The 22040-nt window shown below is 62.4% G+C and carries 26 protein-coding genes; 10 read left to right on the top strand and 16 right to left on the bottom strand.

The features are described from left to right. Window positions 1-23 precede the first annotated feature (23 nt). Together AC1DX6_RS15315 and AC1DX6_RS15310 are read left to right on the top strand one after the other, a co-directional pair. Window positions 24-1250: a bifunctional 2-C-methyl-D-erythritol 4-phosphate cytidylyltransferase/2-C-methyl-D-erythritol 2,4-cyclodiphosphate synthase gene (locus AC1DX6_RS15315; RefSeq protein ID WP_477314646.1), complete on the top strand. Its 1227-nt coding sequence runs from the start codon at window positions 24-26 to the stop codon at window positions 1248-1250. Beyond that, entirely contained in the window at window positions 1247-1735 is a 489-nt protein-coding gene (locus AC1DX6_RS15310; RefSeq protein ID WP_477314644.1) for a CinA family protein, read from the top strand. Before AC1DX6_RS15315 ends, AC1DX6_RS15310 begins: the two co-directional genes overlap by 4 nt. On the opposite strand, the gene AC1DX6_RS15305 is transcribed toward AC1DX6_RS15310, so the two are convergent. The 11 genes from AC1DX6_RS15305 to eno form a co-directional block, all read right to left on the bottom strand. Continuing rightward, window positions 1732-2184 (bottom strand): type II toxin-antitoxin system RatA family toxin, encoded by a 453-nt coding sequence (locus AC1DX6_RS15305; RefSeq protein WP_477314642.1) that lies wholly within the window; start codon window positions 2182-2184, stop codon window positions 1732-1734. The two genes, AC1DX6_RS15310 and AC1DX6_RS15305, sit on opposite strands and share 4 nt — an antisense overlap. A 12-nt stretch (window positions 2185-2196) precedes the next feature. Beyond that, entirely contained in the window at window positions 2197-3162 is a 966-nt protein-coding gene (gene lipA / locus AC1DX6_RS15300) for a lipoyl synthase (RefSeq protein WP_477315113.1), read from the bottom strand. Between the two features lie 137 nt (window positions 3163-3299). Beyond that, a complete protein-coding gene (locus AC1DX6_RS15295; RefSeq protein ID WP_477246759.1) occupies window positions 3300-3557 on the bottom strand; it encodes a GlsB/YeaQ/YmgE family stress response membrane protein in 258 nt (85 codons plus the stop codon). A gap of 102 nt (window positions 3558-3659) precedes the next feature. Beyond that, window positions 3660-5105 carry a dihydrolipoyl dehydrogenase gene (lpdA, locus tag AC1DX6_RS15290; RefSeq protein WP_477314640.1) on the bottom strand — a complete coding sequence of 482 codons (1446 nt, stop codon included), beginning with the start codon at window positions 5103-5105 and terminating at the stop codon, window positions 3660-3662. A gap of 25 nt (window positions 5106-5130) precedes the next feature. After that, window positions 5131-5769, bottom strand: a complete 639-nt coding sequence (locus AC1DX6_RS15285) for an SGNH/GDSL hydrolase family protein (RefSeq protein WP_477314638.1) — start codon at window positions 5767-5769, stop codon at window positions 5131-5133. After that, a complete protein-coding gene (locus tag AC1DX6_RS15280) occupies window positions 5766-6182 on the bottom strand; it encodes a hypothetical protein (protein ID WP_477314636.1) in 417 nt (138 codons plus the stop codon). Before AC1DX6_RS15280 ends, AC1DX6_RS15285 begins: the two co-directional genes overlap by 4 nt. A 14-nt stretch (window positions 6183-6196) precedes the next feature. Further along, window positions 6197-7561 carry a pyruvate dehydrogenase complex dihydrolipoamide acetyltransferase gene (locus AC1DX6_RS15275; RefSeq protein WP_477314634.1) on the bottom strand — a complete coding sequence of 455 codons (1365 nt, stop codon included), beginning with the start codon at window positions 7559-7561 and terminating at the stop codon, window positions 6197-6199. Between the two features lie 21 nt (window positions 7562-7582). Continuing rightward, entirely contained in the window at window positions 7583-8971 is a 1389-nt protein-coding gene (locus tag AC1DX6_RS15270; RefSeq protein ID WP_477314632.1) for a pyruvate dehydrogenase complex E1 component subunit beta, read from the bottom strand. Between the two features lie 15 nt (window positions 8972-8986). Further along, complete coding sequence (pdhA, locus tag AC1DX6_RS15265) at window positions 8987-10018, bottom strand: pyruvate dehydrogenase (acetyl-transferring) E1 component subunit alpha (RefSeq protein ID WP_477314630.1); 1032 nt, start codon at window positions 10016-10018, stop codon at window positions 8987-8989. 195 nt (window positions 10019-10213) lie between these two features. Next, window positions 10214-10537, bottom strand: coding sequence for an FtsB family cell division protein (locus tag AC1DX6_RS15260; RefSeq protein ID WP_477246744.1), 324 nt, complete (start codon window positions 10535-10537; stop codon window positions 10214-10216). 132 nt (window positions 10538-10669) lie between these two features. Further along, window positions 10670-11944, bottom strand: a complete 1275-nt coding sequence (gene eno / locus AC1DX6_RS15255) for a phosphopyruvate hydratase (RefSeq protein ID WP_477314629.1) — start codon at window positions 11942-11944, stop codon at window positions 10670-10672. A gap of 208 nt (window positions 11945-12152) precedes the next feature. Between eno and AC1DX6_RS15250 the strand changes: the two genes are divergently transcribed. Further along, complete coding sequence (locus AC1DX6_RS15250; protein ID WP_477314627.1) at window positions 12153-12275, top strand: hypothetical protein; 123 nt, start codon at window positions 12153-12155, stop codon at window positions 12273-12275. A gap of 165 nt (window positions 12276-12440) precedes the next feature. On the opposite strand, the gene AC1DX6_RS15245 is transcribed toward AC1DX6_RS15250, so the two are convergent. Further along, window positions 12441-12644: a dodecin family protein gene (locus AC1DX6_RS15245; protein ID WP_027045027.1), complete on the bottom strand. Its 204-nt coding sequence runs from the start codon at window positions 12642-12644 to the stop codon at window positions 12441-12443. Between the two features lie 139 nt (window positions 12645-12783). Between AC1DX6_RS15245 and AC1DX6_RS15240 the strand changes: the two genes are divergently transcribed. After that, a complete protein-coding gene (locus AC1DX6_RS15240; RefSeq protein ID WP_477314625.1) occupies window positions 12784-13473 on the top strand; it encodes a hypothetical protein in 690 nt (229 codons plus the stop codon). 4 nt (window positions 13474-13477) lie between these two features. Here AC1DX6_RS15240 and kdsA read toward each other — a convergent pair whose 3' ends face one another. Next, window positions 13478-14311 (bottom strand): 3-deoxy-8-phosphooctulonate synthase, encoded by an 834-nt coding sequence (gene kdsA / locus AC1DX6_RS15235; RefSeq protein WP_477314623.1) that lies wholly within the window; start codon window positions 14309-14311, stop codon window positions 13478-13480. After that, complete coding sequence (locus AC1DX6_RS15230; RefSeq protein WP_477314621.1) at window positions 14308-15186, bottom strand: VOC family protein; 879 nt, start codon at window positions 15184-15186, stop codon at window positions 14308-14310. Before AC1DX6_RS15230 ends, kdsA begins: the two co-directional genes overlap by 4 nt. Window positions 15187-15431: 245 nt before the next feature. Here AC1DX6_RS15230 and AC1DX6_RS15225 point away from each other — a divergent pair, with 245 nt between their 5' ends. The 4 genes from AC1DX6_RS15225 to AC1DX6_RS15210 are packed head-to-tail and all read left to right on the top strand — an operon-like array spanning window position 15432 to window position 19660. Further along, complete coding sequence (locus AC1DX6_RS15225; RefSeq protein ID WP_477314619.1) at window positions 15432-16727, top strand: glycosyltransferase; 1296 nt, start codon at window positions 15432-15434, stop codon at window positions 16725-16727. Further along, a complete protein-coding gene (locus AC1DX6_RS15220) occupies window positions 16724-17701 on the top strand; it encodes a hypothetical protein (RefSeq protein WP_477314617.1) in 978 nt (325 codons plus the stop codon). The genes AC1DX6_RS15225 and AC1DX6_RS15220 overlap by 4 nt, the downstream gene beginning before the upstream one ends. After that, window positions 17694-18707, top strand: coding sequence for a GNAT family N-acetyltransferase (locus tag AC1DX6_RS15215; RefSeq protein ID WP_477314616.1), 1014 nt, complete (start codon window positions 17694-17696; stop codon window positions 18705-18707). The genes AC1DX6_RS15220 and AC1DX6_RS15215 overlap by 8 nt, the downstream gene beginning before the upstream one ends. Further along, complete coding sequence (locus AC1DX6_RS15210; protein ID WP_477314614.1) at window positions 18704-19660, top strand: glycosyltransferase family 2 protein; 957 nt, start codon at window positions 18704-18706, stop codon at window positions 19658-19660. Before AC1DX6_RS15215 ends, AC1DX6_RS15210 begins: the two co-directional genes overlap by 4 nt. On the opposite strand, the gene AC1DX6_RS15205 is transcribed toward AC1DX6_RS15210, so the two are convergent. Next, the gene (locus AC1DX6_RS15205; RefSeq protein ID WP_477314612.1) at window positions 19630-19920 is read right to left on the bottom strand and encodes a Dabb family protein; all 291 of its coding nucleotides are present in this window, start codon (window positions 19918-19920) and stop codon (window positions 19630-19632) included. The genes AC1DX6_RS15210 and AC1DX6_RS15205 overlap by 31 nt on opposite strands. Before the next feature lie 112 nt (window positions 19921-20032). After that, entirely contained in the window at window positions 20033-20167 is a 135-nt protein-coding gene (locus tag AC1DX6_RS15200) for a hypothetical protein (RefSeq protein ID WP_477314610.1), read from the bottom strand. Window positions 20168-20458: 291 nt separating this feature from the next. Between AC1DX6_RS15200 and AC1DX6_RS15195 the strand changes: the two genes are divergently transcribed. Continuing rightward, window positions 20459-20677, top strand: coding sequence for a DUF1365 family protein (locus AC1DX6_RS15195; RefSeq protein WP_477314608.1), 219 nt, complete (start codon window positions 20459-20461; stop codon window positions 20675-20677). A gap of 65 nt (window positions 20678-20742) precedes the next feature. Then, window positions 20743-22014, top strand: a complete 1272-nt coding sequence (locus AC1DX6_RS15190) for a class I SAM-dependent methyltransferase (RefSeq protein ID WP_477314606.1) — start codon at window positions 20743-20745, stop codon at window positions 22012-22014. The last annotated feature ends 26 nt before the right edge of the window (window positions 22015-22040 follow it).

Below are 22040 nucleotides of genomic sequence, written 5' to 3'. Positions count from 1 at the left end.
TGGCCACGACTAAGCGTCTCGACATGACAGATGCAAGCGAAAACCAGGCGTTGGGAGACGACAAAGTTGGCGTGGTCATCGTCGCCGCCGGCCGCGGCGCGCGAGCCGGCCAGGCCGATGGACCAAAGCAGTACCAAAGCATCGGCGGCAGCGCCGTCATTGCGCGCACGCTGGATACATTTCTCTCGCACCCGAGAACCGGCTCGGTCGTGGTCGCCATCCACGCCGACGACCGCGCGCTTTTCCGCCGCGCCGCCGGCGCAAATGCCGACCGGGTCACAGCCGTCATCGGCGGAGAATCAAGGCAGGCCTCGGTTCGGCTCGGCCTGCTTGCCCTGAGGGAACATGCGCCGAGCCGGGTTCTCGTTCATGACGCCGTGCGTCCCTTCGTCGATGCCGCCTTGATAGACCGCACGATCGAGGCGATCGGCGAGCGCCAGGGCGCCCTGCCCGCCCTGCCCGTCGCCGACACGCTGAAGCGCGAGTCGGCCGCCGGCATGATCGAAGAGACGGTTTCCAGAAATGGTCTTCATGCCGCGCAGACGCCGCAGGGTTTTCCGTTCTGGCCCATCCTGGCCGCGCACGAAAAGGCCCATCATCTGGGCAAGACGGATTTCACCGACGACGCCGCGATCGCCGAATGGGCGCATATTCCGGTAAAAATCGTTCCGGGATCACCGGAAAATGTCAAACTGACCTGGGCAAGGGATATTGCGATGGCGGATCAGCGGCTTTACAGCGAACGGCCGCGTTTTCCCGACATCCGCACCGGCAATGGCTATGACGTCCATGCCTTCGAACCCGGCGACCATGTCACGCTCTGCGGTGTTGCCATTCCGCACGGCCAGAAACTGTCCGGCCACTCAGATGCCGATGTCGGACTGCATGCCTTGACCGACGCGCTGCTCGCCACCTGTGGCGCGGGCGATATCGGCACGCATTTCCCGCCCTCCGACCCGCAATGGAAGGGCGCGGCCTCAAAAATCTTCGTGGAGCACGCGGCAAAGCTGGTGCGCGCGCGCGGCGGGCGCATAGCCAACGCCGACATCACGCTGATTTGCGAGGCGCCGCGCATCGGCCCGCACCGCGATGCCATGACAAAAGCGCTTTCTGAAATGCTGGGAATTTCCAGCGACCGCATCTCGATCAAGGCGACAACCAACGAAAAGCTCGGTTTTGTCGGCCGCGAGGAAGGCATAGCCGCGATTGCCACTGCCAGCGTGGTGTTTCCGGGCGAGGTCCCCGCATGAGCAACGCCGAACTCGCAAACGCCGTGCTCCTGGCGTGCCAACAACGCGGCATCATGCTGGCGACGGCCGAAAGCTGCACCGGCGGCCTGATCATCGCAGCGTTGACCGACATCGCCGGCTCGTCCGCGGTCGTCGATCGCGGTTTCATCACCTATTCCAACGAGGCCAAGATGGAGATGCTCGGCGTATCCGCCGCCACGCTCGACGTTCATGGTGCCGTCTCGCGCGAAACGGTGCTGGAGATGGCGGCCGGCGCGCTGGAGCATTCGCGCGCGAGCCTTTCTCTGGCCGTTACCGGCATTGCCGGCCCAAGCGGCGGCTCGGCCGACAAGCCGGTCGGTCTTGTCTGGTTCGGCCTGGCGCTCGCCGGCCAGCCGGTTGTCGCCGAGCGTCAGCTGTTTGGCCACAAGGGTCGCGAATTCATCCGCCACGAGACAGTAAGGCATGCGCTGCAACTCGGGTTGCGAGCGCTGGGCGCAAATTAGGCGGGCCTTCCATAGATGACGTCGGCGCGCTTCTCGAAAGCCTCGGCGAACATACGAAAGGCGCGATCGAACATCGTTCCCATCACCGCCCCCAGAATGCGGCTCTTGAACTCGTAGTCGATGAAGAAGCGCACGTTACAGCCGTCAGCGGCCGGCTCGAAGCGCCAGACATTGCTTAGATATTTGAACGGGCCGTCGATGTATTTGACGTCGATGGCGTTCTCGTCGGGCTTCAACAGCACCTGCGTCGTAAACGTCTCGCGGATCGCCTTGTAGCCGATGGTCATGTCGGCGACGAGAATGGTACGCCCGTCGCGCTCCTTGCGCGAACGAACCGTCAGAGCTTCGCAAAGCGGCAGAAATTGGGGATAGGTCTCGACGTCCGCGACCAGCACGAACATCTGCTCCGGCGTGTGGGAAACGCGGCGAGTGGCTTCAAATTTCGGCATGAAACCAGCGTGTTAGGCTGATTTCTTGAGCAGCGCTTCACGCGCCGCGCGCAGCCTGGCGAAATCGTCGCCGGCATGATGCGAAGAGCGCGTCAGCGGGCTCGACGCCACCAGCAGGAAACCCTTGGTTCGGCCGATCGTCTCGAAGGACTTGAACTCCTCCGGCGTCACGAAGCGGATGACCGGATGGTGCTTCTTCGACGGCTGCAGATACTGGCCAATGGTCAAGAAGTCGACATTGGCCGAACGCAGATCGTCCATCAGCTGCAGGATCTCGTTCCGCTCTTCGCCGAGCCCAACCATGATACCGGACTTGGTGAAGATCGACGGGTCGAGCTCCTTGACCCGCTGCAACAACCGGATCGAATGGAAGTAGCGCGCGCCCGGACGCACCGTCAGATAGTTCGACGGCACGGTTTCGAGATTGTGGTTGAACACGTCGGGCTTGGCCGCCACCACGATCTCCAGCGCGCCTTCCTTGCGCAGGAAGTCGGGCGTCAGGATTTCGATGGTCGTCAAAGGCGTCGCTGCGCGGATGGCGCGAATAACCTCGGCGAAATGCTGCGCACCGCCGTCGGCCAGATCGTCGCGGTCGACGGAGGTGATGACGACATGGGTCAGACCCATCTGCTTGACCGCGTGCGCGACACGCGCCGGCTCGTCGGCATCAAGCGCGGTCGGGATGCCGGTGGCGACATTGCAGAAGGCGCAGGCGCGAGTGCAAATCTCGCCCATGATCATGAAGGTGGCGTGCTTCTTCTCCCAGCACTCGCCGATGTTGGGGCAACCCGCCTCTTCGCAGACCGTGACCAGCTTGTGCGACTTCACGATTTCGCGTGTCTCGGCATAACCCTTCGACATCGGCGCCTTGACGCGGATCCAGTCGGGCTTGCGCAGCACGTCCTGATCGGGCTTGTGCGCCTTTTCAGGGTGCCGCAGGCGCGGCGCGTTGGCGATCGTGTCGAGAACAGTGACCATCTTGAACCCGGTTCGTTCGCGATCGCCTTGCCGGCTTTCGCTTTTCACAAGTCATCTAAGGCTTTTCGGCACAAAGAAAAAGGCCGTGGCGGCGCATGCCGCCACAGCCCTTTTCGCATAGCAGGTGTTGGTGCGGACTAACGGCGCACCATGCGTCCGACCGCGATCAGTAGGCAGGCGCCGATGAAGCCTGTGATCAGGAAAGCGAACCAGCCGACACCGAAGGGGCCGAAATGCAGCGCCTGCAGGATGGCATTGAGCACGATCGCCCCGACAATGCCGAGAACGATGTTCATCAGGATGCCGGTGTTGCTCTTCATGAACATCTCGGCGAACCACCCCGCCAGCCCTCCGATGATGATGGCTGCGACCCAGCCCACGCCATTCACGTCCATATGCTCTCTCCTCTGGTGACAGGTGAAAATGCATCCGGAAACGAACTACCTTGCCTTTAGGTTCCCTTGGCTCCGGCGTCTGACTCTCGCGGCACCAATTTATCATGCGTTGAGCGCGCGGCCATAGGCATCCAGCACACTCTCCTTCATCATCTCCGACAGCGTCGGATGCGGGAAGATCGTGTGCATCAGCTCTTCCTCGGTGGTTTCGAGGTTCATCGCCACGACAAAACCCTGGATCAGCTCGGTCACTTCGGCGCCGACCATATGCGCGCCGAGCAGCTGGCCGGTTTTCTTGTCAAAAATGGTCTTGATGAAACCCTGGTCCTCGCCGAGCGCGATCGCCTTGCCGTTGGCGGCGAACTGGAAGCGGCCGACGCGGATGTCCTTGCCTTCGGCCTTCGCCTTGGCTTCGGTCAGGCCGACGGAGGCGACCTGCGGGTTGCAGTAGGTGCAGCCGGGAATCTTCAGCTTGTCGATGGCGTGCACGCCGGGGACATTGGCGATCTTTTCGACGCAGATCACGCCCTCATGCTCGGCCTTGTGGGCAAGCATCGGCGGTCCGGCGACATCGCCGATGGCGTAGATGCCGGGCACATTGGTCTTGCCATAGCCGTCGACGACGACGCAGCCGCGATCGGTCTTCACGCCGAGCGTTTCCAGCCCAAGGCCCTCGATATTGCCTTGCACGCCAACGGCCGAGATCATGCGGTCGGCGGTGATCTTCTCGACCTTACCGTCCTTCATCTCGACATGCGCGGTGACCGAATTGGCTGATTTCTCGACCTTGGTTACCTTGGCTTCGAGGATGATCTTCATGCCTTGCTTCTCGAACTGCTTCTGCGCAAATTTCGAGACCTCGGCGTCCTCGACCGGCATCACCGCCGGCAGCAATTCGACCACAGTCACCTCGGCGCCCATGGTGCGGTAGAACGAGGCGAACTCGATGCCGATGGCGCCGGAGCCCATGACCAGCAGCGATTTCGGCATCTCCTTCGGCACCATCGCCTCAAAGTAGGTCCAGATAAGTTTGCCGTCCGGCTCGATGCCGGGCAACGCGCGCGGACGGGCGCCTGTTGCCAGGATGATATGCTTGGCGGTGTAGGTGCCCTCGCCCTTGACGCCCTTCGGCACCGGCGGCTGCGGCTCCATCGGCTTCTTGGCCGTCTGGGAGACGATGATTTCACCGGGCTTGGACAACTTGGCCTCACCCCAGATGACGTCGACCTTGTTCTTCTTCATCAGGAAGGAAACACCGCCATTCAGCCGCAGCGAAACCTTGCGCGAGCGGTCGACCACGGCAGCGGTGTCGACGCTGACCTTGCCGTCGAGCTTCAGCCCATAGTCCTTCAGATGATCCGAATAGTGCATGATCTCGGCCGAGCGCAGCAGCGCCTTGGTCGGAATACAACCCCAGTTGAGGCAGATGCCGCCGAGATGCTCACGCTCGACGATCGCCGTCTTGAAGCCGAGCTGCGCGGAACGCACCGCCGTGACATAGCCGCCGGGACCGGAGCCGATGATGATGACGTCGTAGGATTCAGCCACGGGTTTTCTCCCTGATTTTCTTTGCCTAGAGTTCCAGCATCACGCGCAAAAGCGGCGCCAGCGCGTTGCCGATGTTCCGCGTGTTTTCTGCGTCGAGATGCACGCCGTCGAGGGGCGTGGTCACGGCCACCGTACCGGCATCGAAGAAGCCGCAGCCGGCCTCGTCGGCAAGCGCGGAATATTGCGGCGCCAGCCGCTTTGACGCTTCGTCGCCGCCGGCAAACATTTCCCTGAATTCGGCATTATCGGTGCGGCTGACCGCGGGCGGCGCGACGATGAGGATCGGTGGCGCGGCCCAGCCGAACGGATAGTCATGGCCGCGCACGATGTCGATCAGCCGCTGGATGCCTTGCTTGGCCGCCAGCGGATTGCCGTGGATCCACGGCTTCATGTCGTTGGCGCCGAGCATGATGACGATCAGGTCGAGCGGCGCATGCGTCGTCAGGATAGTCGGCAGCACCCTTGCGCCGTTGCGGTCGGCCCCCGCCAGAAGATCGTCGAACGCCGTGGTGCGGCCGTTCAGGCCTTCGGCGATAACTTCGACTTCGCCGCCCAACGCAGCCTGCAACACGCTCGGCCAGCGATCTTCCAGCGCATGGCGGCCGAGGCTCGCCGCGTCATAGCCCCAGGTCAGCGAATCGCCGTAGCAGAGGATGGTTTTCATGCGCTTGCCTCCGCCTTCATCAGTCCGCGCTTTACCCGCCAGCGTACGAACAGCCATTGCACCACGATTGTCACCAGACCCGGCAGGCCAAGGCCGGCAACCATCGGAATATCCTTGTTCACCACCGCAGCACTGCTGTCGGCGTACAGGATCAAGGCGACCAGCAGGGCAATCAATACCGCAAAGACGATCAGCGACCACTTGCCCGTCCGTGCCACGGCCGCCACCGGATCGGTCATGAACTGCGCCACGAAGAAGACAAAGCTGACGATGCAGGTCACCAACACCGAAGCCATGAAGACGAGGATGTATTCTTCCTGCGCATTGGTGATCACGGCCAGCTCCTGAGCCACCAGCCCGCCGGCCAGGCCGGAAAGGATCAGGGCAAAAAGGCTGGTGACGAATTTCCGCACCGCCCTTTTCCTTCCTAGACCAGCATGCCCATTGGGTTTTCGATCAGGCGCTTGAAGGCGACCAGAAGTTCGGCGCCGAGCGCGCCATCGACGGCGCGGTGATCGGTCGACAGCGTCACCGACATCACGGTGGCGACCTTGATCTCGCCGTTCTTGACCACGGGGCGCTGCTCGCCGGCACCCACCGCCAGGATCGTCGCATGCGGCGGGTTGATGACGGCGGCAAAGTCCTTGATGCCGAACATGCCGAGATTGGACACCGCCGTCGTGCCGCCCTGATATTCCTCAGGCTTCAGTTTGCGGCTGCGGGCGCGGCTGGCCAGGTCCTTCATCTCATTGGAAATGACCGACAGCGTCTTTTCGTCCGCATGCCGGATGATCGGCGTGATCAGTCCGCCCGGGATCGACACGGCAACGCCGACATCGGCATGCTTGTGCTTGACCATGGCGCTGTCGGTCCAGGACGCATTGGCATCCGGCACCGCCTTCAGCGCCAGCGCCATCGCCTTGATCACCATGTCGTTGACCGACAGCTTGTAGGCGGGCACCTCGCCCTTCTCGGTCTTCTTCACCGGGGCCGCGGCATTGAGTTGCGTGCGCAGCGCCAGAAGCGCGTCGAGCTCGCAATCAAGCGTCAGGTAGAAATGCGGAATGGTGCTCTTGGCCTCGACCAGACGCCGCGCGATCGTCTTGCGCATATTGTCGTGCGGGACGAGGTCGTAGGAGCCTTCGGCAAACAGTTTCAGCACCTGTTCGTCCGACATCGCCTTGGCCGCAGGTGCCGCAGCAGCAGGCGCTGGTGCACCAGCAGGTGCTGCTTTCGCAGCCGGCGCCGCCTTGGCACCACCACCGGCAATTGCCGCCTCGACATCGGCCTTGACGACGCGACCGTGCGGGCCGGTGCCCGTCACGGCAGACACATCGACGCCGGCGTCCTTGGCGATGCGACGGGCCAGTGGCGAGGCGAAGGAGCGCTCGCCGCTTGCATGACCATTGGCGGCCGGAGCCGCCTTCGCCGGCGCAGCCGCCGCCGCAGCTTCCGGCTTCGATGCTTCAGCCTTGGGCGCATCGGCTTTCGGCGCCTCAGCCTTGGGCGCGGCACTGCCACCGCCCTTTGCCGCGGCACCGGCGTCCTCGCCTTCGCCGGCAAGAATGGCGATCAGCGCATTGACCTTGACGCCTTCGGTGCCGGCGGGGACGACGAGCTTGGCAACCGTGCCTTCATCGACGGCTTCGACTTCCATCGTCGCCTTGTCGGTCTCGATCTCGGCGATCACGTCGCCTGGCGAAACCTTGTCGCCTTCCTTGACCAACCACTTGGAAAGATTGCCTTCCTCCATCGTGGGCGACAGGGCCGGCATGGTGATGTTGATCGGCATCTTTTTGTCCTCCCGACCGGCTCAGCGATAGGTAACGGCTTTGACGGCCTCGACGACCTCGCCAATATTGGGCAAGGCCAGCTTTTCGAGGTTTGCCGCATAAGGCATCGGCACGTCCTTGCCGGCGATGGTGATCACCGGCGCATCGAGGAAATCGAAGGCGCGCTGCGACACCTGGTTGGCGATGTGGTCGCCGACCGAGCTCTGCGGATAGCCTTCTTCCACCACCACCAGGCGGTTGGTCTTCTTGACCGAGGCGATGATCGTGTCGAGGTCGAGCGGACGGATGGTCCTGAGATCGATGATCTCGACGTCGATGCCCATGGCGCGCAATTCGGCTTCCGCCTTGACCGCATAGGTCATGCCGATCCCGAACGAGACGATTGTGACGTCCTTGCCAGTCTTGTGGATGCGCGCCTTGCCGATCGGCAGCACGAAATCGTCCAGCTTCGGCACGTCGAAGGACTGGCCGTAGAGGATTTCGTTCTCGAGGAAGATGACCGGGTTGGGGTCGCGGATCGCGGCCTTCAGCAAGCCCTTGGCGTCAGCCGCCGTGTAGGGCATCACCACCTTCAGGCCAGGAATATGGCTGTACCAGGCTGCGTAGCACTGCGAATGCTGGGCGGCGACGCGGGCAGCCGCACCGTTCGGTCCACGGAAGACGATCGGCGCGCCCATCTGGCCGCCCGACATGTAAAGCGTCTTGGCGGCCGAGTTGATAATCTGGTCGATCGCCTGCATGGCGAAGTTGAAAGTCATGAACTCGACGATCGGCCGGAGACCTGCCATCGCAGCACCAACGCCGACGCCGGCAAAGCCGTGCTCGGTGATTGGCGTATCGACGACGCGCCGTGGTCCGAATTCCTGCAGCAGGCCTTGGGTGATCTTGTAGGCGCCCTGGTATTCGGCAACCTCCTCGCCCATGACGAAGACGTCGCCGTCGCGGCGCATTTCCTCGGCCATGGCGTCACGTAGCGCCTCGCGCACCGTGGTCGAGACCATTTCGGTGCCGGCAGGGATATCCGGATCGGCGGCGATTTCCGTCCTCGGCGCTGCGGCGACAGGTGCCGCAACCTCGCTTTTGGCTGCAGCGGGCGCCGGCGCAGGCGCTGCTTCAGCTTTGGCGGGCTCTTCGCCGATGCCTTCGCCAGCCTTGTCGACGTCTTCGCCTTCAACCGCAAGCACGGCGATGACTGCATTGACCTTGACGCCTTCGGTGCCGGCGGGAACCACGATCTTGGCCAGCGTGCCTTCGTCGACGGCTTCGACTTCCATCGTCGCCTTGTCGGTCTCGATCTCGGCGATCACGTCGCCGGCGACGACCTTGTCGCCTTCGTTCTTCAACCACTTGGAAAGATTGCCCTCTTCCATGGTCGGCGAGAGAGCGGGCATGAGAATTTCGATCGGCATGTCCTTGCCCTCCCGTTACAATACGATGTCCGTCCAGAGCTCGGACGGATCCGGCTCTGCGTCGTTCTGGGCAAATTCGGCGGCGTCGGCGACGATGTCGCGGACCTCCTTGTCGATGGTCTTGAGCTGGTCCTCGTCGGCCCACTTCTTGGCGATCAGGCGCGCCTTGACCTGTTCGATCGGGTCATGGTCGGAGCGCATCTTCTGCACTTCTTCCTTGGAGCGGTATTTGGCCGGATCCGACATCGAGTGGCCGCGATAGCGATAGGTCTGCATCTCGAGGATGATCGGTCCATTGCCGGCGCGGCACCATTCGGTCGCCTGATCGCCGGCGGCTTTGACCGCACGCACGTCCATGCCGTCGACCTGAATGCCGGGAATCTTGAACGAGGCGCCGCGATGCGAAAAATTGGTTTCGGCCGACGAGCGCGACACCGAAGTGCCCATGGCGTAGCGGTTGTTCTCGATGATGTAGATCACCGGCAGCTTCCACAGCGAGGCCATGTTGAAGCTTTCATAGACCTGGCCCTGATTGGCCGCGCCATCGCCGAAATAGGTCAGCGACACATTGTTGTTGTCGCGGTAGCGGTTGGCGAATGCCAGGCCCGTGCCGAGCGACACCTGCGCGCCGACAATGCCGTGGCCGCCGTAAAAATGCTTCTCCTTGGAGAACATGTGCATGGAGCCGCCCTTGCCGCGCGACAGGCCGCCACGGCGCCCGGTCAGCTCGGCCATGACGCCGCGCGGCGAAAGCTCCATCGCCAGCATGTGGCCGTGGTCGCGATAGGCGGTGATCATCTGATCGCCGTCGATTAGCGCCATCTTCATGCCGGTGACGACCGCTTCCTGGCCGATATAGAGGTGGCAGAAGCCGCCGATGAAGCCCATGCCGTAGAGCTGGCCGGCCTTTTCCTCGAAGCGGCGGATGAGCAGCATGTGCCGGTAGGCGGCAAGCTCCTCGTCCTTGCTGAAATCAGCTGGCTTGGGGGCGGAAAGCCCCGAAATTTTTGTCGATTTGGCAGGCGCTTTTCTGGCGGCGGTGGCCATGCATCACTCCCTGTTGGCGTCTCTTTGTGGACACTGGAGCAAGATGAAATCTGCTCCGGGGGAGATCAGCTCTCCCCACCGATTTGAGTGAGGCTAACACGCGGGAAAGTGTTTCGCCATGCAGAAAAATGCATGGCTGTCATGCGTCTAAGAGATTAAAATCATTGAAAATAAACACGATTAACTGAAATCGAGTTATTTGGAAGAAGCCGGCAACATGATGGTGATTTCGTCGGCCTGGGACAGATTGAGCGCCTTGCGCGCCTGCTCGTCAAGCATGTCCTTCTCAAGCGTGCCCTCATGCATCAGCTGCACGCGCCGCTCCAGATCGACCCGGCGCGCCTTGATGGCATCCAGCTTGCCCTGCAGTTCGACGGTCTGTGCTTCCAGCTGATATTTGGAGTAGATGCCGAACTCGCCATGATAGGCATGGAAGCCGAAATAGGCGAGGAACGCCACGCAAAGCGAGGGGATGATCAGCCGGCCGGTGTTTCTCTGCTTGTGCTGACGTGTCCACATGATCCCATCCTCTGCCGCCCCATCTCGCCCGATTGTGCTTAATGGACGGTTACGGACGACCGGATTTGGCGTGCCCGAAACGAAAAAGGGCGGGAATGTTCCCGCCCTCGTCATTCCTGAAATTTTCGCGGATCAGCTTTTCACAACCGACTTGCCGGCATAGCGCGCCTGCTTGCCGAGTTCTTCCTCGATGCGGATGAGCTGGTTGTATTTGGCCATGCGGTCGGAGCGCGACAGCGAACCGGTCTTGATCTGCCCGCAATTGGTGGCGACGGCGAGATCGGCGATGGTCGAATCCTCGGTTTCGCCCGAGCGGTGCGACATGACGGCGGTGTAGCCGGCCTTGTGCGCGGTCTCGACGGCGTCGAGCGTCTCGGTCAGCGAGCCGATCTGGTTGACCTTGACCAGAATCGAATTGGCGACACCCATGCGGATGCCGTCGCGCAGCCGCGCCGTGTTGGTGACAAACAGATCGTCGCCGACCAGCTGCGTCTTCTTGCCGATCAGGTCGGTCAGGTACTTCCAGCCTTCCCAGTCGTCCTCGGCCAGGCCGTCCTCGATCGAGATGATCGGATAGTCGGCGGCAAGCTTGGCCAGGTACTTGGCCTGCGCCTTCGGATCGCGGCTCTTCTTCTCGCCTTCATAGACGTAATTGCCGTCCTTGAAGAACTCGGTCGCAGCGCAGTCGAGGCCGAGCGCGATGTCCTCGCCCGGCTTGAAGCCGGCCTTCTCGATCGATTCCATGATGAAATCGAGCGCCACCGGCGCGCTCTTCAGATTGGGAGCGAAGCCGCCCTCGTCACCGACATTGGTGTTGTGGCCGGCGTCCTTCAGCTTCTTGCGCAGCGTGTGGAAGATCTCCGAGCCCCAGCGCACACCCTCGCGCAGCGTCGGCGCGCCGATCGGCATGATCATGAATTCCTGGAAATCGATCGGGTTGTCGGCATGCGCGCCGCCATTGATGATGTTCATCATCGGCACCGGCAGGATATGCGCCTTGGCGCCGCCGACATAGCGATAGAGCGGCAGTCCGGAGGCGCCCGCGGCCGCCTTGGCCACCGCCAGCGACACACCGAGAATGGCGTTGGCGCCGAGCCGGCTCTTGTTGGGCGTGCCGTCGAGCTCGATCATCGTCTGGTCGATATGGATCTGGTTTTCGGCTTCCATGCCGCCGATCGCCTCGAACAGCTCGCCATTCACGGCCTCGACGGCCCCAAGCACGCCCTTGCCGAGGTAGCGGGCGCCGCCGTCGCGAAGTTCAACGGCTTCATGGGCGCCGGTGGAGGCGCCTGACGGTACAGCTGCACGGCCCATCGAGCCGTCTTCGAGCACCACGTCGACCTCGACGGTCGGATTGCCACGGCTATCCAGGATTTCACGCCCGACAATGTCGATGATGGCGGTCATTGCGATGTCCCCGATTGATCGATTGAAAGCGTCGCGCCCCTCTTAGCCAAAGTGCTGCAAAACGCAATCGGGCACTCGCAAATATTGCCGTCACGTTTGCTCGACCGATTCACGAAGCGCAAATCGCTGTCATCATAAGTCATGCACGGCAGGCTGGTTTGTGGTCTAAGCTCGCACCTGCGCGGGGCGAAACAGGAGGAGTTTCGCCATGTCCCAGTTGAGCGGTATCGTGAGTTTGTTCCTGATCGCGGCGGCGTTCCTGACGTCGTGCGACAGTCAGCAGTCGCCGCAGGGCGCCATGCAGCTATCAACCCTCCGGGCGGCTGAGTAGAGCCCCCGCCCAGAAGAAAGGCCCCCGGTTTGCCGGGGGCCTTTTCGATTCCGGCTGGCGGTCGGTCAGCCGGTCAATGCCAGTAGGGCATGACCTTGTAGTAGTCGTAGGACCGACAATGAGGGGCGCAGGCGAAAGTTCCCGACTTTTTTAAGCGCTAAGCGCTCATTCGGCGAGGATGAACGTGACCTTCATGTTGACGCGGTAGGCGGCGATCTTGCCGTCCTCGACGACGATCTTCTGGTCCTGGATCCAGGCGCCTTCGACGTTTTTCAAAGTCTTCGAGGCGCGCGCAATTCCCTTCTCGATGGCGTCCTGAAAGCTTTTCTTGGATGACGAGGTGATCTCGGTGACGCGGGCGACAGACATGGCTTCCTCCTGCCAAGACGCTTATTTGCGAGCCAAGCGTACAGCCGGCTTTTGCCGACCACAAGCCGGCGGCAGCCATTGTCACGCCGCCACCCTGCGTGGCATTAAATGGCAGTCCGGTCGTTTCATGGGGGTGGCAATGACCAAACAGCCCGATACGCCGACCATGGCGGAGCCGCCAGTCCCGGTGGCCGACGCCAATGCGGCCAACGCCTCCAGCGGCTATTTCTTTGCCGGCGCCATGGGCCTGATCGCGGTCCTGCTCCCTTGGTATTTCGAGCTGCCGCTCAACTTCAATGTTAACGACCGCGAGTTCAATCCGCTCGTCTTCGTCCCGGTCGTGTTCGCCGTCATCGGCCTTTACGCGTTGCTGAAAGCGATCCGCGACACGCTGCGCGTCCGCAAATTCGGCGCCACGACGCTGCTTGCCGGCCCCGCCAACCCGGGAACGCGCTTCGAAGGGTTGATCCGCTCGAGCCGCGACCTGGCGCCCGACGGCGACTACTCCGTGCTGCTCCGATGCATCCGCACCTACCGCGTCGGCGGGCCGATCGCGAATGCGACGGCAGGGACCAAATCCACCTACAAGGACGAGCTCAAATGGCAGGAAAAAATCGTCGTGCCGCGCGGTTCGGTGCAATCGAGCGCCGGCATTCCTTTCACCTTTGCCATCCCGGCCGATGCGCTGCCGTCGGTGGGACCGCCGATTTTCGAACACCAGCATGGCAATGTGCGCTGGATCCTGACCGTCACCGCACCGATGCCCGGCGTGGATTACTACGCGGTCTTCGCGGTCACTATGAGAAGACCTGGCGAGGACGACGACTGAGGGCTTAGCGCCCCTTCGCCACGCGGTCGAACGCCATCAGCCTTTCGAGCAATGCCGGAAGATCCTTCAGCGGCACCATGTTGGGGCCGTCGGAAGGTGCGTTGTCAGGATCCTGATGGGTTTCGATGAAGACGCCGGCGACGCCGACCGCCACCGCCGCCCGCGCCAGCGTCTCGACAAAACGCCGATCGCCGCCGGTGGAACCGCCCTGCCCGCCGGGCTGCTGCACCGAATGCGTGGCATCGAAAATCACCGGCGCACCGATCTCGGCCATGATCGGCAGCGCGCGCATGTCAGACACCAGCGTGTTGTAGCCGAAGGACGCACCACGCTCGGTGACCAGCACATTGGCATTGCCGGAGTCGGTGACCTTGGCGACGACATTCTTCATGTCCCAGGGCGCCAGGAACTGGCCCTTCTTCACATTGACCACCTTGCCGGTCGTTGCCGCAGCGATCAGCAGATCGGTCTGGCGGCTGAGAAAGGCCGGTATCTGCAGGATGTCGACGTGCGGCGCAACAATTGCACACTGCTCCTCGGTGTGAACGTCGGTCAGGATCGGCAGCGAAAACGCTTTCCGCAAATCGTCGAAGACCGGCAGCGCAGCCTCAAGCCCAGCGCCGCGCGTGCCGCCAAGCGAGGTGCGGTTGGCCTTGTCGTAGCTTGTCTTGTAGACGAGCCCGATGCCGAGCTTTTCGGTCAGCTCCTTCAGCGCACCGGCCATGTCGAAAGCATGCTGGCGCGATTCCAGCTGGCACGGGCCGGCGATCAGCGACAGCGGCGCGCTGTTGGCGAAGACGACCTTGCCAGCACTTACGGACGGATTTGGCTTGCTCATGCGATCTCCCGGAAAATGAACCCCGTGCCCTGTCCGGGCGCCGGTGGCACGACAATCTGATTGCCGCGTATGTCGTGCGCGATGGCGCCGGCTGCAAGCAGCTTTGCAACGACGCTGATACTGCGGACCGAAAAGACCACTCCCGCAAAGCGCAGTTCTGACGGCGCGCCGGCTGAAATGCCGAACCGCGTCACGAAATCCGCCGGTTCGAGCACCGTCAAGGTCGCATTCGACAGCTCAAATGCCGTGCCGCTCCCCGCCTCGGTGCCCGCCGCGATCGAAATCAAGCGGCGTTGTTGCGCAGGAGCCGCGCTGACCGCCACGATTTCGACGATGCCGGTCACGCCATTGGCGTGGGCTTGCAGCGCCGTACGGTCGATCTTCGGCGCATTGATCCGCTCGCATGCAAACAGGAACGCATCCGTCGCCTTGCTGCCAGCGGCGAAGGCCAGTTTGAAAGATGCCGTTTCGCTCTTTCCCGTCGTATCGGTGAAGGCGCGCGAAAAGCTCAGCTCGTCGCCGGCCGACAGGCCCGCCTCGACAAAGCGCGCGTGATCCGCATCGGCATCGGCAGTCCCCAGAACCACGGCAGAAAAGCCCTCATCGCCACGATTTTCGCGATAGAGACGATCGCGCGCGACAAAGACGTTGCCCTCGGCAATGGCCTTCGCCGCTGCCGGTTCGTTGCCGACCGCGAGCGGTTCGAGATAGGTGCCATCGGCGAGGAAAACACAGCAGTTTTCCGTCCCGAAAGGATGGACGCCGGTCGGTGCAACGACAAAGCCGAGCGAGTTGAGCCGGGCTCGCGCCACATCGAGGCTCTGCGTAGGCAGCACCAGATGATCGAGCGGGCCGGCAGCTATGGTTCGGGTCATGCAGGCGCGATGTGCATCATTCCGCAAATCGGTTCAAGACTTGATCGCAATCCCTGCCGCCGGCGACAGCGCAACTACACCCGGAAATGGTCCCGATTTTCCCTTCTGCCGCCAAGCGATTTGACGTAGGGCATCCCCCGCGCGGGGGATGCCCCGAATTTCGCGTTGGATGAATGTCGTCAAAGTTGCGATTCGATTTCGAGCCGCGACCACTGCCCTTTATAGCGGCTGGAACAGAGCAACTGATGACGGGCAGCGGCATGCTCAGGATTTTGCGGATCACACCGCATTTCTATCGGCCGGGCATCTGGCCGGCCGCGTTCGACCCGGTTGGTGGATTGCAGAACCAGACCTGGACCATCGCCGAAGGCATGGACAAGGCCGGCACCATGCAGACCGTGCTCACCACCTTTATTCCTGGCAGCCCGAAGCACGCGCAACTATCCTCCCGCTTGGGCGTCAAATGCGCCGGCTTCTGGTTGCCCAGGTTCGCGGCCGGCCCCTTGCTCTGCTTCACATGGTTTCTGGCGGCGCTGCCCGAGCTTTTTCGCGCCCGCGGCCGCTATGATGTCGTTCATATCCATTTCAACCATTCCGTCTGGTGCAGGGTCATCGCCATTGTCGTCAGCCGGCTCAAAATACCGCTTGTCGTCTCGATGAACACGCCGCTGTGGTCCGGGTTGCAGGAAGCGCTGCGGCTCAAGGGCAAGCCCTATGACCTCACCCGCTGGCTGGAACGGGCAGCCTTGCGGTGCGCCGACCGGGTCGTCGCGCTGACCGAACGATATGGCAGGAACGCGGCCAGCGAGATGGGACTTGATCGTGGTCAGGTGACGGTGATTGCCGACGCGGTCGACGCAGACGCCTTTCGGCACCCGATCGCGCCTGAGATGGTCCAGGCATTTCGCGCCGAGCATGGCATTCCGGCCGGACGACCCATCGTCAGTTTCATCGGCCGCATTAGCGCTGAAAAGGGCTGGCAGGATTTGCCGGCCCTCGTCGAGCGGCTGTCCGCAAAAGGCGCCTTCCTGCTGATCTGCGGCGACGGACCCGATCGGCGTCGGCTGGAGGCAGCACTCGCCGCGATTTCGCGGCCCGACTGGTGGACCATCACCGGCTTTGTCTCGCCGGCCGAGGTCAAGAAGGCGCTCAGAATTTCCGATGTCATGATCTTGCCGTCGCGACGCGAAGTGCTGGGCAGCGTCTTGCTCGAAGCGATGGCCGCCGGCGTCCCCGCTATTGCCTATGCCGTGGGCGGTGTCGTTGACGTTGCCGGCAATCCTGAGGCGTTGGCGCTGGTGCCCGAAGGACGGCGCCAAGACATGATTGACCGCACGCTTAAACTCCTTGCCGACGGCGAGGCGTGGCGTGTCCTGATCGAGCGGGGACAGCAACGGGCGAGGGATTTCTCGCTGCGTTCGGCGGTTGCCCTCAACCTAGACCTCTACGCTTCCATTCTTTCGGGTTCACAGAGCCAATCACCAAGCCGGCCCAAGGCACTGGCGCTGCAGGAGGGCGGCGGTTCGCCGGACGCTGCTTGATCAATTTCGTCACGACCCGCAGCCACGCCTACACCGTCCGCCATCTGGTCCGTCAGTTGCGCGACGCGCGCTCATGGAGCTACGAACGCCTGTTCCGGCAGAAGGAATTGCGCTCCGGCACATGGGTCTTCACCGATCACGAGCGGCTGTCGAATTTTGAAATCGCGCTGGCCGCCAGGGTCGCCAACAAACTCGAGCAAGGCGGGGCCCGCGTGCTCAACCACCCTGCCCGCGTGCGCAGCCGCTACGACCTGCTGAAAGCCTTGAAGCAGGCCGGGATCAATCGCTTCTCGGCATGGCGCTGCGAAAACCAGCCGCAGCCGGACTCCTTCCCGGTTTTCATTCGCAATGAGTTCGACCACATCTCGTCCGATTTCGAGTTGATTGCCGACCAGCAGGCACTCGATGCAACGATCGGCCGAATGAAGGCCAACGGCATCCCGCTGGCCGGCAAGCTGGTGATCGAATATGCCGGCCAGGAGGTCAGCCCCGGCGTCTGGCAGCGTTTCGCCACCTATCGTGCCGGCTACCGCCTGATCGCGCATCACAACGTCGTCGACTTCCGCTGGGTGGCCAAGGACGTGCAGGACGAACAACGTGTGCTCGAGCATCCGATGTTTGAAACCTTCGTCGAGAATGAGCGCCGTTTCGTCGTCGACAATCTCTATGAGGGGGTGCTGCGGCAGGCTTTCGATCTCGCCGGCATAGACTATGGCCGCGCCGACTTTTCACTGGTCGACGGGCGTCCGCAGATTTTCGAGATCAACACCAACCCGGCCCACGCCTCGCACAAAACGCTCTATCGGGAGACATTCCCCGCCAGGGTCGAGACCCAGCGGTTGAGTGAAGACCGGCTGTATGGGGCGCTGCGCGCCATCGCCATGCCGACCGGCCGCCGCATCATGCTTGACGATCCGGCACTTCTGCCGCAGCAAGTGTTCAGGCGGCTTTTCCTGGGGCTGAAGCGTGCTTGATTTTGTCCGGCGAGAGATAAACGCTGCGGATAAACCGATCGCTCTCGATGCGACCGACCGCTTCGATTTCAGCTCAAGCGAATTCCACCGGCTTTTCAGCGACGCACGGGCGACCGCCTTCCAGCATCCGGACTGGCTGCTCGCCTTCTATCGTCACATCGCGCCTGCGCACGACGCCGAACCGCTGGTGGTGACGGGCCGCGACACCGACGGCCAGCTGCGCCTGGTCGTGCCACTGGTTCAGCGCAAGACGCATGAGGGATTGGACACGATCGAATACGCCTTTCTCGGCGTCACCGACTACGCTTGCCCGGTCGTCGCCGAGGGCACCTGGCTTGGCGGTGAAACCGGGCGGCGTTTTCGTGACATCCTCGGCCCCCATGTCGGGCTGAATATCGGCCCGGTTCATCATGACCATTTGCACCAGTGGCGCTCATTGCTGGGGGCTGAACCCCGGCCGCTCGGCTTCGGTGCACATACGGTGGACTATGGCTTTCCCTATCCCGAATGGCGACGCACCAATCTACGCGCCCGCCACGCGGCAGAGCTTGACGGCAAGGCGCGCAAGCTGACCGAGGCAGGCGGGCTTTGGCTGGAACTGGTGGAACCTGACGATGTGCGTGACGTCATGATTGCCGCCCGTGATTTCCGCGCCGGGCGTTTTCCGGACGATCCGCTGCAGACGGCACATGGCCTGCAATTTTACATCGACGTCGCCACCAACGGAGCGCGTTGCGGGCTGACGCGAACCTGGCGCCTCGCGTCCCGCAATGGCACCGTTGCCATCGTCTTCGGCCTGATCGACGGCGCGCGCTTCTGCTACATTTTGCTCGCCTGCGACTACGCCGCATATGCCCGATTTTCGCCAGGCCGCGTCGCGCTCGACCGTGTCATGGCGGCCTGGGCCGCCGATGGCGGCACGATGTTCGACTTCACCATCGGCGACGAGGCGTTCAAGGCAGGCTTTGGCTGTACCCGCACAAACATGTATGAGTTTGCCCTGTGACAGTCTTGCCAACCTCCTTTCCAGCCGCACAAGAGGGCTTCCCGGGCCCCAGGCTTGCCGTCGTGGTTCCGGCGAGGGATCGGCGGGAAAGCCTGCCCCGCACGCTGGCATCGGTTCTGTCCAGTTCAAGGACGGACATCGAACTGATCGTTGTCGACGACGGTTCGCTGGATGACACCGAAAGCTATCTGGCTTCGCTCGACGATCCCCGCCTGGCCTGGCGCCGCCTGTCGGCACCGGGCGGCGCCAACCGGGCGCGCAACCAAGGGGCTGCATTGAGCAGCGCGCCGCTCATTGCCTTTCTCGATTCCGACGATGCCTTCTGCCCCGGACGCATCGACAGGCTGATCGCCTTCTTCGATGCAAATCCCGACATCGCCTGCACCATCGACGGCTTCAGTGATGTTGCGAAGGAATATCGACGCCTGCACAAAATGCCCGGCCGCACACCCGAAGGAGAAAGGCTGCGGCAGCTCTTGTTCTGCCATTGTGTTCCCCTGACCAACTCGACCGTCACCGTTCGCCGGACCGCTTTTGCGTCGGTCGGCGGATACGATCCGGATCTCAATCGCCATCAGGACCGCGAGTTCCTGATAAGGCTGAGCAGGCAGCATCGTATCGCCTTCGGCAATGCGGCCGATGTCATCAAGTATCGGGAGGCCAACTCGATATCACACGCTCATGCCGGCTACATCGAAGGACTGGATGATTTTGTCGCTCGCTGCCCGGACTATCAGGCACCCGGCTACCGCTCCATTCTCAGCTACCTTACGGTTCGCGGCGTCGTGAAGGCGGTGGCTCAGGGGCATTTCGGCACGGCCCTGGCGGAAATGAAAGCCTGGCGCAAAGCCGGCAACCTGCCCGGAGGATTTGGCGTGCTGCCCGGCTATTTCGCCGGGCGCAAGCAAAGGCAGGCGCTCAGTCAGGCCGCCGACACGACATCGGCCGAATAGCGCAATTCGCGCAATGGTTTGACCTTGCTGGTCGTCTCGGCATAGAGCGGGTGGGCCTTGTAGGCGGCAAGAGCCGCGTCATCCCTGAACTCGGCATAGACAACCACGTCGATCACGTCTGAAAGCGGATCGACCTTGGTGTTGAGCGTCACTTCGAAGAGGCTGGAATGCGGGATGCTGCCCAGCGCCTGCAAGCCTGTGCGCACGGCTTCCACATCCTCTGTGCGTCGCGCGCTGAAGAAAACGATGTGCCGGATCAACCCAGCCTCCTCGATCGGTTTTGCCACGTCTTTTGTGTCAGCAAGACCGTCGCGTCAACCAGCAACGATGTCGCGCCCGGCGGCCTTCAGAGGGGTCTTCTGGATGGAAAAACTAGACCACGCCGGTGACATAGCGCACGACGCGAGACATCTCCCTGACCGTCGTGTCGAGATAGTGGCCCTGATTGTAGAGGCCGTCCCAGATCAGGAAGAAGGTGATGGCGACGATGACGATAACATAACGCATGGCTAAAACTATCGCATGGAGCCGGCGGCAACCATAGCGATTTTGACGCCGGCCGGCACCTTCCTCTGAAATCCGTTTCGTTGGCTTCAAGTCGGCTTGCGAAACACTGAGAGACATTTTTGTCGCGTGGCGCCGTGAAACTCAGCGCCGATTGCCCGTCCGGCTGGCGCGCACCAAGGTCTTCCACGTCTCGACGTTCATCGACATGGGCGCGCTGCCACTTCCACATCATGCCGCCGGGAAAGGTGGTGCGCCCGCGCATTCTCGAGACGGAAAGCGGCGAAGCGCTGCTTGTCAGCCACCTTTGCCGGCCAGGCCCAACCGCTTGGCACAGCCCGGCTCGCTGCTTGCCTCTTGAAGTTCCCGTTAATGACGTGGAAGATTGTGGCGGGAATTCACTGGGAAGCGCTGAAGCTCTGGTTAAAGGGCGAGCGTTTTCGTTCGAGCCCGCCCGCTCCCGAACCGGCCAGCACCCGGGATCAGGCAGCGGCGGCCGAACCTGGCGAATGAACTGCGAGAGGGTGTGGGAGCCGGAGGATTTTTGTGCCGGTCCCGCAGAAGTGCAGGGACGTGAAATGGCATACAAGGAACACAAGGGCGCAGCATCGGCCGGCATGGTGTTGAGCGATGCGGTCAAGCTCGACGAATTCAATTTCGCCGAGATCGTCAAAGGCCTGCCGGCCAAGGCGCGCATGGTGCTGTCGGCGGCGATGAACCTGCCACGCGGTTCGCTGAAGGTGAGAATGCCTGACGGTCGCGCCGTTCTCGTCGGCGGCAAGGGTCCCGGTCCCGACGCCGAACTGGTGCTCAAGAACTGGCGCTTGCCCGGCCGGGCCTTCACCGGCGGCACCATCGGCGTTGCCGAATCCTACATGGACGGCGACTGGGAAAGCCCTGACGTCACCAGTTTCCTGGAACTGTTCGTCATCAACTCGGCCATCGGCGAACGTGTCGCCGGCGGCGCCAGCTGGCTCATCAACACCGTCCAGCGCATCCGCCACTGGTTCAATGAAAACACCCGCACCGGCTCGCAACGCAACATCTCGGCGCATTACGATCTTGGCAACGCCTTCTACAAGGAATGGCTCGATCCGAGCATGACCTATTCGTCGGCGCTCTATGCGACCGGCGCCAATGATCTGGAAAGCGCCCAGGCTGCCAAATATCGCGCACTGGCCAAGGACACCGGCATTGGCAAGAAGGACCATGTGCTGGAGATCGGCTGCGGGTGGGGCGGCTTTGCCGAATTTGCCGCGCGCGAAATCGGCTGCCGCGTCACCGGATTGACGATCAGCCGCGAGCAGCACGATTTCGCCAAGGCCCGCATCCAGAAGGCAGGCCTTGCCGACAAGGTCGACATCAAGCTGCAGGACTATCGCGACGAGACCGGCACCTATGACCGCATCGCCTCGATCGAGATGTTCGAGGCGGTCGGCGAAAAATACTGGCCGGTGTTCTTCGCCAAGATGAAGGCCTGTCTGAAGCCCGGCGGCACTGCCGGCCTGCAGATCATCACCATCAACGAAGCTGCCTACGACACCTATCGCGCCCGGCCCGATTTCATCCAGCGCTATGTTTTCCCCGGCGGCATGCTGCCGACGCCGTCGATCCTGAAATCGCTCGGCGCCGACCACGGCCTTGCCCATCTGCGCGAGCGCGTGTTCCCTGACGACTATGCGCGCACACTCGCCGAATGGCGTCAGCGCTTCTGGGCGTCATGGGAAAAGATCGTTCCGCTCGGTTTCGACGACCGCTTCAAGAAACTCTGGGAATTCTACCTGCACTATTGCGAAGCCGGCTTTAGGGCCAGCTACATCGATGTCCGTCAGGTGGTCTACAAGGCGTAGGGGCGGCCTCAACGAAATCCCGGCAG

Source organism: Mesorhizobium sp. P2_C4 (assembly GCF_056404575.1).
This window is presented reverse-complemented; position numbering and strand designations above follow the sequence as displayed.